Here is a 12,542-nt window from a genome sequence, read left to right as displayed (position 1 = left end):
GGAAGAAAAGCGCAAGATTTTGCAAGTCCCCCGCAGGCGAATGAAAGCGCCGTGTCTCCGCCTGCGGCACAGTAGCCGCCTGAGAAATCAAGAGGGAAAAGTATGAACGCACTCCTGTACGGGCTGGTTACTATCATATGGGGCACCACCTGGATCGCCATTGGTCTGCAGCAGGGGCCGGTTTCGGCACCGGTCTCTATCTTCTGGCGCTTTGCCGTGGCCAGCGCGCTGATGATACCGATTCTGCTGGCGCGCGGGAAGCTGCGCGGACTGTCGGGACGCGACCATCTGTTCTGCCTGCTGCAGGGCGGCTGCGTGTTTTGCTTTAACTTCTGGTGTTTTTACAGCGCGACGGCGTGGATCAACACCGGGCTGGAGTCGGTCATCTTCTCTATGGCGATACTGTTTAACGCGGTCAACGGCTTCCTTTTCTTCGGCCAGCGTCCTCCCGCACGCTTTTACCTTGCCACCGCCTCAGGACTGACGGGTATTGTGCTGCTGTTCTGGCAGGATCTGTTCACCGGCGGCTTTAGCTATTCGCTGCTGCCGGGCATTGGCCTGAGCGTACTGGGCACCTTTGGCTTTTCGCTGGGCAGTACGATCGGCCTCCGCCATCAGAGGAAAGGCCTGGCGGTGTTAACCACCAACGGCTGGGCGATGTTTTACGGTACGCTGCTGCTCGCCGGGATTGCGCTGGCGCGCGGCGACAGCTTTATGCCGCAGCTGACCGTCCGCTACCTTGGGGCGCTGTTTTATCTGGCGATCTTCGGCTCGATCGTGGCCTTCGCCGCCTGGTTTACCCTGGTCGGACGCATTGGAGCCGGCAACGCCGCCTGGTGCACGCTGCTGTTTCCGCTGGTGGCGCTCACGCTCTCCACCTTCTGGGAAGGCTATGTCTGGCGGGCAAACGCGGTGGCCGGTCTGACGCTGATCCTGCTGGGGAATCTGGTGATGTTCGCCCGCCCCGGCGTCCTGCCGCGTCTTTCCGGGCATAAAAAAACGCCATCTGCGGATGGCGCTTCGCTGGCAGACGGCGGCGCGAATCAGACCTGAACTCAGCGGCCTATTTTTTATTCACATCAAACATGGTGGCATCCGTCGCCATGTTATCCACCACCTCTTTCAGGCTCTCCACGGTCAGCGGCGTGCTGGCGTTGTTCAACACTTTCCCCTGCCCCTGACGTACCACCTTCACCACCGGCCTGCCGCTGGCCGCGTCGATAAGTTCGCCTTCAAAGTAGAGATGGGTATTTTCACTGCGATGGCCGGTCGCCATCTGCGTGCCGGCAATCACCAGCGCCACCGGGATCACCTCGTAGAACTGCAGCCCTTTTGGGCTGGTATCCACGCCGGTGATGGCCCCGCGGAAGATCAGGCTGCGCGGGCCGGGCGTAGTGACCAGCGGTTTACGTTCGGCAATGGCGGTTTTCAGCGAAGCGTTGGTGTAGTTCAGCAGCTTGTCCAGCACCTGCTGCCCTGTCTGGGTTGTCGGCTTTGGCGTCGGATAATAGGTTATCGGGTGCCAGACGATAGTGTCATAATTTGCGTCGTTGAAGCCGGGGGCCACCCAGCGCAACACCGGCTGCCCGGATGCCGAGGTGGTCTCTTTCAGATCGGAATAGCTGCTTAAAAAGCCGGAGAATTTCTCCGGCTGAGTGACTTTTGATGCACATCCCGAGAGCGCCAGCAGGCAGGCCAGCGCCGCAACGTTGGATAAAGCATGGCTACGCATGAAACGATTCCTTAAATTTGCCGATATGCAGCTGAAATCGTAGCAAACGAAACGTGTTTCCGTACTGCTAAAAACGTAACGGTTTTCCTTCTGCTTCTGCGCCCGTCGCCGGGCGCAGAAAAGCATCAGCCAGCCTTACGCGCCAGCAGGGTGGCGAAGCGCAGCTTAATGCGGTTGCCGTCGGCGTCGGTGCGGTGCAGCTGACCGACATCTTCGTTGTACTTCAGCCGATCCCAGCCGGCGTAATAGTCGCGCAGCTCGCCCTCTTTAAAGGCGAACGGGAAGCCGACGGTGCAGGGAAAATCGGCGGTGTCCATTGCGGCGACGATCAGGTTATAGCCGCCGGGCTTTGTGCAGCGCTGCATGTTGGCGATAAGCCCGGGAATGGTCTGCGCTTCAAGGAACATCATGACCACGGTGGAGAGGATAAAATCATACTCGCCCTCAAAGCTCAGGGCGTTGAGATCGACGACCTTCGTCTGCAGATTCGTCAGCCCTTCCGCCGCCTTGATCCGCCCAACGTTGGCGATGCTCATTGCATTTTTGTCCCACGCGGTGACGTCATAGCCGTTTGCCGCCAGCCAGAGGCTGTTGCGGCCGTTCCCGCAGCCCAGATCCAGGGTTTTGCCCGGCGTAACGATTTTTGCCGCCGCCAGCACCTCTGAGTGGGTGCGGGTTAAGTCATATTTTTCGGTAAAGTAGTTTTCATCGCGAAGGGTCATGAGTTGTCCTCAGATTGGGTTAATGCGGCGCGTTCGCTTTTGATCAGCAGCTTTCCCTGTATCAACAGCACAAAGGTGCGAATCAGCAATAGCCCAATAATAACGTTAGTAAAAATAAACAGCGGAACCGCCAGCGTATGGAAGAATCCCGTCGTCTCGCTGTGGCCAAGATGCAGGCCGGTGGTCGCCAGCGCCGAGATGCCGAACGAGAAGCTCCAGAAAGAGGCATTAAACGGCTGGGCAAGATACCACGGTATCAGCCGCAGCATAAACAGCAGCTGCAGCAGACCGTAGCCGAAAAGCATTTTCGCCAGCACGTCGCACTCCCCGCCGTTGACGCTCAGCCAGGCGCTACAGGCGACCAGCGCCGGCGCAAGCTGAATGCCAAGGGAGGTGCGCAGGGCCATCGGCAGCTCTCCGGCGCTGCGCAGGCGCTGCAGGATCGCCGGCTCCAGGCTCAGCCAGGAGAAGACGCCCGCGCCGAGAAACACCACTCCGGCGTCATGATAACCCAGCGCGCCGCAGGCCATGGCGCTAATAAAGTTATTGGCGACGGTTGGCAGGTAAAGACCCGGCGTGGTGGCCTCCCTGGGATGGGAGCCGCGCCACAGTCCGGCGTTTTGCCAGGCGGCGTAGAGCAATTGGCAAACCACGCCGACGCTGAACAGGCCGACGGCCAGCGGGCGCAGCCAGGGCGCGCACCCTATTGCCACCAGCATGGTGGTAGCCGGAAACAGGCTGACGAAGCTGCTCATCACCGGATGGCGCATCTCAGCAAGGACGCTGCGCGGGAAGCGCAGCAGCCGGGTGAGAAACGCCAGCGCCAGCAGGCTCCAGATGACGATCGCCAGAATCACCAGACCGTCGCCAATCCAGTGGCTGACCGGCCAAATCTGGCTGGCATAGCGCCAGGCGAAGCCCATCCCAATGGTGCCCAGCACCATACCAAAATAACCTGCCGGAAGATTGAGTACCTTATCGCATGACTTTTTTTTACTCATTTTTTTTAAATTATAAATAATATTTGAAATGCATTTTATGGAATTCGACGCCACATAGCCAGCCTCACAGAACGGGCGGCCGCAAAAATATAGACGAAGCGGTGCCGGGTAACCGCCTGCCGTCCGCCAACAGGGTCAGCGGCCGGCCTTGATAAAGGCCGGAACCCGGCCGTTTACCCGCGACGGCGGGAGCGCGCGGGGCGACAATAAGTGACAACGTCACCCAAAGATTCACGCCGGATCGCCATCAATAATGCGCGCGTACAGGTTCACATCATCGTAACGGCCGTTGAGAAACTCGGCCTGCTTCAGGCAGCCTTCCAGCAGAAAGCCGTTGCGCCGGGCCAGCCGGTTGCTCGCCGGATTATCCACGCGACAGCGGATCGCAAAGCGCCGGATTTCGCCCCGCTGCGCATAGTGGCGGATCAGCGCCTGCAGCGCCCGCGATGCCACGCCCTCCCCCTGCCGCGCCTCGTCCAGCCAATAGCCGATCCAGGCCGTCTTGTTCAGCGGCTCGATCTGGTTGAAGGCCATTACGCCGATGACCTGCTCCCCGTCAAAAATAAGATACATTTTGGCGTAGCCACGCCGGTGCAGCAGCATATTGGCCTGCACGTTCTTGCGCGTATCCTCTTCCGTCGTAACCAGCTGCGGCCAGTTTAGCGTCTGCTGCAGCCACGCTCTGTTTTTCATTACCAGCCGATGCAGCGCCACCACGTGGTTTTCGTTTACCGCCCGCAGCGTCAGCCCGTCGTTAACGTCAATTTGTTCATTCATAGCCTTTTCTCGTGCAAATCTGGGGGCGCTGGCGTCTTTTTTTCGTTATTACGCAACAGATTAGCCGCTATCCCGGTGGTTTTTTCCGTTAGTATAGTTTGGCACCTTCCCTGCAGAGGAGGGTACGCCACATCAAACACAACACACATATTTGCAAAGGAAAGCGCATGATCCTGTCTTCACGTCATTTAGCCCTGCTCCCGCTGCTGCTGATAACCGCCTGTCATCAGCCCGGCCCCGCCGCAAAGAAAGATCCCGTCGCTGTCAGCCAGCAGCAGACGGTGGCGAATACCACCCTGGAAATATCCCGTAGTGCCCTGGAATTCAATATCCATAAGGTACAGCAGCTGTTGGGAAGTCAGACCCGGCTGTGCGCGATCCTTAAAGGGGACGCCTACGGCCACGGTCTTTCCCTTGTAACCCCGATTATGCTGCAGAACGGCGTTGAGTGTATCGGCCTTGCCAGCAATGAGGAGATCCGTACCGTCCGTCAGCTGGGCTTTACCGGCCAGCTGATGCGGGTGCGCAACGCCACCGAAGATGAGATGCGCCAGGCGGTGGACTTTGATACCGAAGAGTTGATTGGCAATCTGGAGATGGCAACGCGGCTGAATGCCATCGCCGTGGAAAAGGGAAAAACGCTGCGCGTTCACCTGGCGCTGAATTCGGGCGGCATGTCGAGAAACGGACTGGAGGTCAGCAGTACCGCCGGGCTGGAGCAGGCCCGCGCCATTGCCGCGCTTCCCGGCCTGAAAATCGTTGGTATTATGTCCCACTTTCCGGAAGAGGACGCGGCGGCCGTACAGCGCGATCTCGCCCGTTTTAAGGCGCAGTCCGCCCAGGTGCTTAAGGCCACCGGCCTTAAGCGGCCGGAGGTGACGCTGCACGTCGCCAATACCTTTGCCACCCTGACGGTTCGCGACGCCTGGCTCGATATGGTTCGCGTGGGCGGCATTTTCTATGGCGATACCATCGCCAGCAGCGACTATAAGCGTGCGATGACCTTTAAATCCGCCGTCGCCGCCGTTAACCGCTATCCGGCAGGCAACACCGTAGGCTATGATCGGACCCGGACCCTGAAACGCGATTCGCTGCTGGCTAATATTCCCACCGGCTACGCGGACGGCTACCGTCGGGTGTTCAGCAATGCCGGGCACGTGCTGATCCGCGGACAGCGGGTGCCGGTGCTGGGCAAAACTTCAATGAATACGGTGATGGTCGACGTTACCGATCTGCCCCAGGTCACCCCCGGCGATGAGGTGGTGCTTTTCGGCAGGCAGGGCAGCGGCCGGATCGACGCAGAGGAAGTTGAGGAGATCAGCGGCGCGCTTTTTACCGAGATGTCGATTCTCTGGGGGGCGACCAACAGGCGCGTGCTGGTCGATTAACCGGCGATTCCCGCCGCCTTATGCAGAAAGGGCTTCCCGCCGACAGGAAGCCCTTAATTCAGGTGGTGGAACGTTACTCAGCCTTCGCTGGCGCTCTCCTTCTGCAATATTTTCAGCAGGTCATCCTTCAACTGGAGTTTCTGTTTCTTCAGGCGAACAATATCCAGACTGTACCCACGGCCGTCGGCCCCTTCCAGGCGGGCAATTTCGTGATCGAGGCTGTTGTGTTTTTCAAAAAGAGACAAAAAGCGAGGATTCTCGGTTTTCAGTCGGGTAATCAGATCTCTGTATTCTGGAAACATACGCTCTCCCTGTGAGTAGCCAAAAGAGGTGTATCAGGCTATGTCCCGTAACCGTTCGTGAGCGTCGCTGGCGGTCATTCAGGTCCGGGGCAAGGCGCGAGCCGTAATATTTGGTTATTCCAGATGCACGGCGAGTAACGCGGCAGCGGGCCTGAATGGCCCCAGCCCTGCGGGACGCGAGCCACGCCCGGTTACGGGACACAGCCTAAAAATACACGACCCAGCTTACCTGCTTAGGTTGCGAAAAAATGCGAACAGGATCGAGTTTAAATCTTGTACAGCCCCCCCTCCCCGCCGCCGGGCGGGGAGGCGGCCTACGCCGGGCGCATCACCCGGTCATCAACATAGCGCCGCTGCTCCGGCGGCGGCGGAAAATACTGATACAGCCAGGTTTCACTGATCGCCTCACCCCGACAGCGCAGAAACAGGCGCATATCCACCGGATCGGCCGATGCGGAGGTGGGATACCAGTCAAACTGAATGCGGTAGCCGTCGAACGGCTCAACGTAAAGGATTTCTATCTGCCTGGCCTCGCCGCCGGAAAGGGTGATAACCGGTTCAATGCCCTTCGGCGCGGCCGCCTGCAGATCGCCGCCAATGAAGTCAATAGCGAAGCGTCGCGCCCACGTTTGCGGATAGTGCTCGCCCGGTGCCCAGCCCTCCGGAAAACCGCCCATTCCGGTACGGGTAGCCATCACCCTGGCCAGCGGCGATTGCACCGGCGGCTGCGCGCTCCAGTACAGGCGGTAGTTAAACGCCAGCTCGTCCCCGGCGGAAATTGCCTTTTCCGGCTGCCAGAAGCAGACCACGTTATCCAGCGTTTCGCCGGTGGTCGGGATCTCCATCAGGGCAATCGCCCCCTTTCCCCACCGGTTACGTGGCTCCACCCACAGGCTCGGGCGCTTGTTGTACCAGCCGATAACGTCCTGGTAATGGCTAAACTCGCGATCCAGCTGCAACAGGCCGAATCCCTGCGGATTGTCGTCAACGAAGGCGTTAAACTGCAGCTTCTGCGGATTATTCAGCGGACGGCAAATCCATTCGCCGTTGCCGCGCCACATCGCCAGGCGATCGGAGTCGTGGATCTGCGGATGGATGGTGTCGCACATCCGGCGCTCGCTGGTGCCGCAGCTGAACATGCTGGTCATCGGCGCAATCCCCAGCTGCTGGATGTTCTTGCGGGCGTACAGGCGGTTGTCCACCTCCATAATCGTCCGGGTTTTCTCGCAGCGGATGGTGAAGCGGTACGCACCGGCGATGCTGGGGCTGTCGAGCAGCGCGTAGACGGTAAAGGTTGTCGCTCCCGGCTTCACGGTTTCGAACCAGAAGGCGGTAAAGTCAGGGAACTCCTCCTGGCCATTGGCGTAGGTATCAATGGCCAGCCCGCGGGCGGACAGCCCGTACTGATAAGTATCATCCACCGCGCGGAAGTAGCTGGCTCCCAGAAACGACACCACGTCGCGGCGCGCCAGCTCCGGCGCTTTAAACACCCGGAATCCGGCAAAGCCGAGATCGGTCTGCCCTTCCAGCTGCGCCGTATCAACGCCCGCATCATGGTATCTGAACAGCTCAGGACGAAAGTGGATCTCACGGGCCTGATGGCTGACGGCGTCTACGGAGAACATTCGCACCCGGCGGCGAAAGCCCATTCCGACGTGGAAAAACTGCGCGTCCAGCTGGCGGCCCTCGACGTTGTTCCATAACGAATGGGCGGCGTCATACTGGATGCTGTTATAGGCCTGCGGCGTCAGGTTGGCCAGCGTCTCCGGCAGCGGTCGCGGCGCGCCGCCCCACGGCTTTTGCGCCAGCTCGCGGGCGGCGGATTGCAGCACCCCAAAGTCAAAACGTCGGGAATGGCCGTCGGCAATCTCTGAATCCGCGGCAAACGCGGCGCGGGAAAAGAGCGAAGCAATACCGCCGGTGCCGTGGGCGGCGGCCATCGCCAGTGAACCTGTGATAAATCGTCTGCGATTCATGCCTGGAAGTGGATCCTTCTGGTGGGGTGGAGAGTCGCGCGCTGGTCGTCGCAGCGGCAGGTTGCGTGCCGCCCACTCTAGACAAAAATCGCTGATAATCCAATTGCCGCCCGGCCACATATTGCGCAAAGCAGAAAATATTTTTCCGGGCGGCGGCGGGAGGAAATTTATCGCCCCGGGTTTCCGTTCTAATCGAGGCTGACGTGGTGCTTCATCACCCGCTTAAACAGCGCCAGCCGCGCGCGCATAAAGCGCTTCTCAACCTTAAAACCGGCAAACTTGTTCAGCCCGATACGCAACAGCCGATCCCGGCCGGACAGCGAGGCGGGCCAGGGCACCGGCCCCGGCAGCACGTCGCAGGCGCGGCCGGCACGGCGGGCGAAACTCACCCAGTAGTCGGCGACATGGGCGGCAAAAGCCAGATCGCCGGCGCTGGCATAGCGTCGGGTCGGCTCCGCCAGCGTCAGGGTATCGAAGACGTACGGCAGCTCATTGCCGTGCCAGGTGCCGTGGGGGTAGGTCTCGTGCTCAGATTCGGCCACGTAGTCGAACCAGTAGCGCCAGCACGGCTCCCCCGCCCGCTGCTGCGCCTGCATCACCACGTAGCCCAGAGTGGTAAACGCCATGTCGCGACAGACCTGACGCCCCAGCCTGGCGTCGCCCTTCACGCCGGGATAGAGCAACCGGATCAACCCCAGGGCAAAACGATGCTTACGGCGCAGCTTCTCGATCTCACCGGCAGGATCGACGTTGAACACCGCCATTACGCTCGCTTCATCGCTGTTGGAGCCAATCAGCACCGGCATCGGCTGCTGTTTTCCGGCGAAGAAGACGTCAAGCATCGGCTCAGGTAGCACCGCATCGCCGGCGATCGGCGTTGGGGCTATGTTAAAGGGCGCGCCAAGAGGCCAGAAGGTCTCCGCCGGGATCGCCCGCAGCTGTTCGGCGGTGGCGTCAGGCAGGTTAAGATGCTCCGCCAGCGCCACGCCCTTCTTCAGCGCCGCTTCGCGCGGAGTATCGGGCAGGGTGTAGGCGCTCTGGACAATGGCCTTATGGAACAGCCCCTTTGCCCGGGGCGAGGCCATCAGCGACAGCACGCTACGCGCCCCGGCCGATTCGCCGAACAGCGTGACGTTCTGCGGATCGCCGCCGAAGGCGGCAATATTCTCCTGCACCCAGCGCAGGGCGGCGATCTGATCGAGGAGGGCAAAGTTATGAATAATTTCGCCCTCCTCGCCGTCGAGGGCCGGATGTGCGAAAAAGCCCAGATGCCCCAGCCGGTAATTGACCGTGACGATCGTCGCCTCGCGACGCGCCAGCGCCCCGCCGTCGTAAACCGGCAGGCTGCCGGCACCAAGGGTATAGCCGCCCCCGTGCAGCCAGACCATGACCGGCAGCGGCGCGCGACGCACGGCCGGTGACCAGACGTTGAGATAGAGACAATCTTCTGAGAAGTGGCCCGGATCGCCGCCGCCGATCTCCATGCAGTATTCGATATCCTGCCAGCTGGCGCAGGAGAAGCGCCCGGCGTGCCGCACCTCCGTCCACGGCGTAACCGGCCGCGGCGCGCGCCAGCGCAGTTCACCGACCGGCGGCTGGGCAAAGGGGATGCCGCGCCAGACGTGGAGATCGTTCTCAGTAACGCCGAGAAGTTTACCCTGCGCGGTTTCAACCAGCGGGTGTGAGGAATGCAACATATCCTTTTGTTCCGTCAACTATTACATCCCTACAGGATACCGGGTTCAAAGCAGACCGCAACGCCGTTTGCTTTGCTCCTCCGCCTGCGGGTACAGCGCAAACTCATCAAGAGAGAGCGTAATAGCCGACCGGATACATGCCCATCACCGCGAACATCCGTCGCAGGGTGAACAGTTCCAACGCGGATCGCGCCGTGGTGCTCGTCGGCGTTGATCAGCGCCTCATGCAGGCCGGGATTATTTTCCAGCACCCGGCGACCAATTCCAGCAGCGCACCATACTGCGGCACCTCCTGCTTTTGCTAAATCCACTCTGCGCCAGCGCTCAGGGCGTAATCCATAGCCAGGGGTTATATAAAAACCGGTGTAAATTCACTTTAAATTAACAGATCATTTACACACACTCATTGGCGACAGAATGACAAAGAAAACGTCTCTTTACCTACGGAGTTCGCTATGAGTGAAAAAGGGTCCCCGAGCGAGATTGTTCATCGCGACTATAACTGCCATCCTCCCGCCTTCGCCCCCGGTTATAAGACCAGCATCCTGCGCTCGCCGCGCAACGCGCTGATCTCTTTGCAAAGCTCGCTGTCTGAAATCACCGGGCCACAGTTCTGTCAGCACGATCTGGGGCCGCTGGATAACGATTTGATCATGAACTATGCCAAAGACGGCCTTCCGGTGGGCGAGCGCATTATCGTTCACGGCTATGTGCGCGACGGATTTGGTCGTCCGATGAAAAACACGCTGGTGGAGGTCTGGCAGGCCAACGCCGGGGGTCGCTACCGGCACAAGAAAGATCAATACCTCGCGCCTGTTGACCCCAACTTCGGCGGCTGCGGCCGGGTGCTGACCGATGAAAACGGCTATTACTTCTTTCGCACCATCAAGCCCGGCCCTTACCCCTGGCGCAACCAGGCCAGCGACTGGCGGCCGTCGCACATTCACTTTTCGCTTTCCGGTGACGCTTTCGCCCAGCGCCTGATCACCCAGATGTACTTTGAGGGCGACCCGCTGATCCGCCAGTGTCCGATTGTGAAAACCATCAATAACGATGACGCCGTGCGCACGCTGATTGCCGGGCTGGACATCCACGCCGCCGTTCCGCTGGACTGCCTGGCCTACCGCTTTGATTTGGTGCTGCGCGGACAGTGCGCCACCCTGTTTGAAAACCGCACCCAGGGAGCCGCATAATGAAAAGCTATTTCCCGGAAACCGCCTCGCAAACCGCCGGTCCTTACGTCCATATCGGACTGGCACCGGACGCCGCCGGATTTCATATTTTTGAGAAAAACTTCTGCGCCACGCTGGCCAACAGCCATACCGAAGGCGAGCGGATTACCATCGAAGGACGGGTGATTGACGGCTCCGGCACGCCGGTACGCGATGTGCTGCTGGAGATCTGGCAGGCCAACGCCCACGGGCGCTATAACCATCCGGCGGATCGGCAGGAGGAGAAGCCGGTTGATGCTGATTTTCGCGGCTGGGGGCGGAGCTGCTCCGACTTCGACAGCGGCGTCTGGCGCTTTGAAACCGTGAAGCCCGGCGTGGTCACCGGACGCGACGGCCGCCCGATGGCCCCGCACGTTAACCTGTGGATCGTGGCGCGCGGCATTAATATCGGCCTGAACACGCGCATGTACTTCTCCGATGAACAGGAGGCCAACCGACGCGATCCGGTGCTGAACCTGATTGAATGGGAGGTTCGTCGCCAGACCCTGATCGGCCAGCGTGAACGACGCGGGGACGAGATCGTCTACCGCTTCGATATTCACCTGCAGGGAGAACAGGAAACGGTCTTTTTCGACCTGTGACCCGCGTTCTGCCGTTGCCGCCCTGCCTCTGCTGGCGGGGCCGGCACCGACGCCCCTTTTCTCCTCCCCGGCCTCCTGGCGGATAAACGTGACGACACAAATAGCTGTAACTCAATTGCATTAAATGTTAATAATAATTTGCAATGAGGTTATCAAAAGCAAATAACTTAACTTGTCACCGCTACGGCTCTGTTTTTAACATCGCTTATGGAAAAAAATAGCCTGTTCAGTCAGCGCATTCGTCTGCGCCACCTACATACTTTTGTCGCCGTTGCTCAACAAGGAACCCTGGGACGCGCGGCAGAAACCCTCAGCCTCAGCCAGCCGGCGCTGTCGAAGACGCTAAACGAGCTGGAGCAACTGACCGGCACCCGCCTGTTTGAGCGCGGCCGCCTTGGGGCGCAGCTTACTCCGTCCGGCGAACAGTTTCTGATCCACGCGGTAAAGGTGCTGGACGCGCTGAACACCGCCGGGCTGGCGCTGAACCGCAGGGCCGGGCTGGATAGTGCCGTGGTGCGCATCGGTGCGCTGCCGACCGCCGCGCTGGGCATTCTTCCGACGGCGATTGGCCTGTTTCATCAGCAGCAGAAAGAGGTCACGCTGCAGGTGGCCACCATGAATAACACCATGCTGCTGGCGGGATTAAAATCCGCTGAGATCGATATCGGCATAGGGCGGATGTCGGACCCGGAGCTGATGAGCGGCCTCAATTATGAGCTGCTGTTTCTGGAGTCGCTGAAGCTGGTGGTACGCCCCGGCCACCCGTTGCTGCAGCAGACGGTGACCCTCAGCCATGTGATGGAGTGGCCGGTGGTTATCTCGCCGAAGGGCACGGTGCCGCGCCAGAACGCCGAGGCGCTGCTGCAAAGCGAGGGCTGTAAGCTCCCCTCCGGCTGTATCGAGACGCTGTCGGCGTCGCTGTCGCGCCAGCTGACGGTGGAGTATGACTATGTCTGGTTCGTGCCCTCCGGCGCGGTAAAAGAGGATTTGCGCCAGGCGACGCTGGTGTCGCTACCGGTTCCAACCCACGGCGCGGGGGAGCCTGTCGGCATTCTGACCCGCGTGGATTCGCCCCTCTCCTCCGGGGCGCAGGCGTTGATTAACGCCATCCGGAAAACGATGCCGCAATTCTGA

Annotated in this window: 12 protein-coding genes and 1 pseudogene; 5 read left to right on the top strand and 8 right to left on the bottom strand. The window is 60.1% G+C overall.

The features are described from left to right. The first annotated feature begins 102 nt into the window (after nt 1-102). Nucleotides 103-1,053: a DMT family transporter gene (locus GJV78_RS06875; protein WP_155107629.1), complete on the top strand. Its 951-nt coding sequence runs from the start codon at nt 103-105 to the stop codon at nt 1,051-1,053. Nucleotides 1,054-1,063: 10 nt separating this feature from the next. On the opposite strand, the gene GJV78_RS06870 is transcribed toward GJV78_RS06875, so the two are convergent. From GJV78_RS06870 to rimL, 4 genes are all read right to left on the bottom strand, one after another. Beyond that, the gene (locus tag GJV78_RS06870) at nt 1,064-1,732 is read right to left on the bottom strand and encodes a DUF3313 domain-containing protein (RefSeq protein ID WP_155107628.1); all 669 of its coding nucleotides are present in this window, start codon (nt 1,730-1,732) and stop codon (nt 1,064-1,066) included. A 125-nt stretch (nt 1,733-1,857) separates the two neighbouring features. Further along, nucleotides 1,858-2,454: a tellurite resistance methyltransferase TehB gene (gene tehB / locus GJV78_RS06865; RefSeq protein WP_155107627.1), complete on the bottom strand. Its 597-nt coding sequence runs from the start codon at nt 2,452-2,454 to the stop codon at nt 1,858-1,860. Further along, complete coding sequence (tehA, locus tag GJV78_RS06860; protein ID WP_155107626.1) at nt 2,451-3,455, bottom strand: dicarboxylate transporter/tellurite-resistance protein TehA; 1,005 nt, start codon at nt 3,453-3,455, stop codon at nt 2,451-2,453. Before tehA ends, tehB begins: the two co-directional genes overlap by 4 nt. A 231-nt stretch (nt 3,456-3,686) precedes the next feature. Next, nucleotides 3,687-4,232 (bottom strand): 50S ribosomal protein L7/L12-serine acetyltransferase, encoded by a 546-nt coding sequence (rimL, locus tag GJV78_RS06855; RefSeq protein ID WP_155107625.1) that lies wholly within the window; start codon nt 4,230-4,232, stop codon nt 3,687-3,689. 167 nt (nt 4,233-4,399) lie between these two features. On the opposite strand from rimL, the gene alr reads away from it, so the two are divergent. Next, complete coding sequence (gene alr / locus GJV78_RS06850; protein WP_155107624.1) at nt 4,400-5,620, top strand: alanine racemase; 1,221 nt, start codon at nt 4,400-4,402, stop codon at nt 5,618-5,620. 77 nt (nt 5,621-5,697) lie between these two features. On the opposite strand, the gene GJV78_RS06845 is transcribed toward alr, so the two are convergent. The 4 genes and pseudogenes from GJV78_RS06845 to GJV78_RS06830 all read right to left on the bottom strand — a co-directional run. Continuing rightward, nucleotides 5,698-5,922 carry a YdcH family protein gene (locus tag GJV78_RS06845; RefSeq protein WP_155107623.1) on the bottom strand — a complete coding sequence of 75 codons (225 nt, stop codon included), beginning with the start codon at nt 5,920-5,922 and terminating at the stop codon, nt 5,698-5,700. Between the two features lie 314 nt (nt 5,923-6,236). Next, entirely contained in the window at nt 6,237-7,898 is a 1,662-nt protein-coding gene (locus GJV78_RS06840) for a glucan biosynthesis protein D (protein WP_155107622.1), read from the bottom strand. A gap of 188 nt (nt 7,899-8,086) precedes the next feature. After that, nucleotides 8,087-9,595 carry a carboxylesterase/lipase family protein gene (locus tag GJV78_RS06835; RefSeq protein WP_155107621.1) on the bottom strand — a complete coding sequence of 503 codons (1,509 nt, stop codon included), beginning with the start codon at nt 9,593-9,595 and terminating at the stop codon, nt 8,087-8,089. A gap of 109 nt (nt 9,596-9,704) precedes the next feature. Continuing rightward, nucleotides 9,705-9,893: pseudogene (locus GJV78_RS06830) on the bottom strand (2-oxoadipate dioxygenase/decarboxylase family protein); the annotation flags it as partial. A gap of 157 nt (nt 9,894-10,050) precedes the next feature. Between GJV78_RS06830 and pcaH the strand changes: the two are divergent. The 3 genes from pcaH to GJV78_RS06815 all read left to right on the top strand — a co-directional run bounded on the left by pcaH (nt 10,051) and on the right by GJV78_RS06815 (nt 12,542). Continuing rightward, nucleotides 10,051-10,788 (top strand): protocatechuate 3,4-dioxygenase subunit beta, encoded by a 738-nt coding sequence (gene pcaH / locus GJV78_RS06825; RefSeq protein WP_155107620.1) that lies wholly within the window; start codon nt 10,051-10,053, stop codon nt 10,786-10,788. Then, nucleotides 10,788-11,408: a protocatechuate 3,4-dioxygenase subunit alpha gene (pcaG, locus tag GJV78_RS06820; RefSeq protein ID WP_155107619.1), complete on the top strand. Its 621-nt coding sequence runs from the start codon at nt 10,788-10,790 to the stop codon at nt 11,406-11,408. Before pcaH ends, pcaG begins: the two co-directional genes overlap by 1 nt. A 207-nt stretch (nt 11,409-11,615) precedes the next feature. After that, on the top strand, nt 11,616-12,542 hold the full coding sequence (locus tag GJV78_RS06815) for a LysR substrate-binding domain-containing protein (protein ID WP_155107618.1): 927 nt from the start codon (nt 11,616-11,618) through the stop codon (nt 12,540-12,542).

Source organism: Intestinirhabdus alba, assembly GCF_009711095.1.
In the GTDB taxonomy this organism is placed as follows: domain Bacteria; phylum Pseudomonadota; class Gammaproteobacteria; order Enterobacterales; family Enterobacteriaceae; genus Intestinirhabdus; species Intestinirhabdus alba.
This window is presented reverse-complemented; position numbering and strand designations above follow the sequence as displayed.

Bases quoted from the DNA above. Each gene is read 5' to 3' on its own strand.
- GJV78_RS06875 (WP_155107629.1), top strand. From the start codon at position 103: ATGAACGCACTCCTGTACGGGCTGGTTACTATCATATGGGGCACCACC.
- GJV78_RS06870 (WP_155107628.1), bottom strand. From the start codon at position 1,732: ATGCGTAGCCATGCTTTATCCAACGTTGCGGCGCTGGCCTGCCTGCTG.
- tehB (WP_155107627.1), bottom strand. From the start codon at position 2,454: ATGACCCTTCGCGATGAAAACTACTTTACCGAAAAATATGACTTAACC.
- tehA (WP_155107626.1), bottom strand. From the start codon at position 3,455: ATGAGTAAAAAAAAGTCATGCGATAAGGTACTCAATCTTCCGGCAGGT.
- rimL (WP_155107625.1), bottom strand. From the start codon at position 4,232: ATGAATGAACAAATTGACGTTAACGACGGGCTGACGCTGCGGGCGGTA.
- alr (WP_155107624.1), top strand. From the start codon at position 4,400: ATGATCCTGTCTTCACGTCATTTAGCCCTGCTCCCGCTGCTGCTGATA.
- GJV78_RS06845 (WP_155107623.1), bottom strand. From the start codon at position 5,922: ATGTTTCCAGAATACAGAGATCTGATTACCCGACTGAAAACCGAGAAT.
- GJV78_RS06840 (WP_155107622.1), bottom strand. From the start codon at position 7,898: ATGAATCGCAGACGATTTATCACAGGTTCACTGGCGATGGCCGCCGCC.
- GJV78_RS06835 (WP_155107621.1), bottom strand. From the start codon at position 9,595: ATGTTGCATTCCTCACACCCGCTGGTTGAAACCGCGCAGGGTAAACTT.
- pcaH (WP_155107620.1), top strand. From the start codon at position 10,051: ATGAGTGAAAAAGGGTCCCCGAGCGAGATTGTTCATCGCGACTATAAC.
- pcaG (WP_155107619.1), top strand. From the start codon at position 10,788: ATGAAAAGCTATTTCCCGGAAACCGCCTCGCAAACCGCCGGTCCTTAC.
- GJV78_RS06815 (WP_155107618.1), top strand. From the start codon at position 11,616: ATGGAAAAAAATAGCCTGTTCAGTCAGCGCATTCGTCTGCGCCACCTA.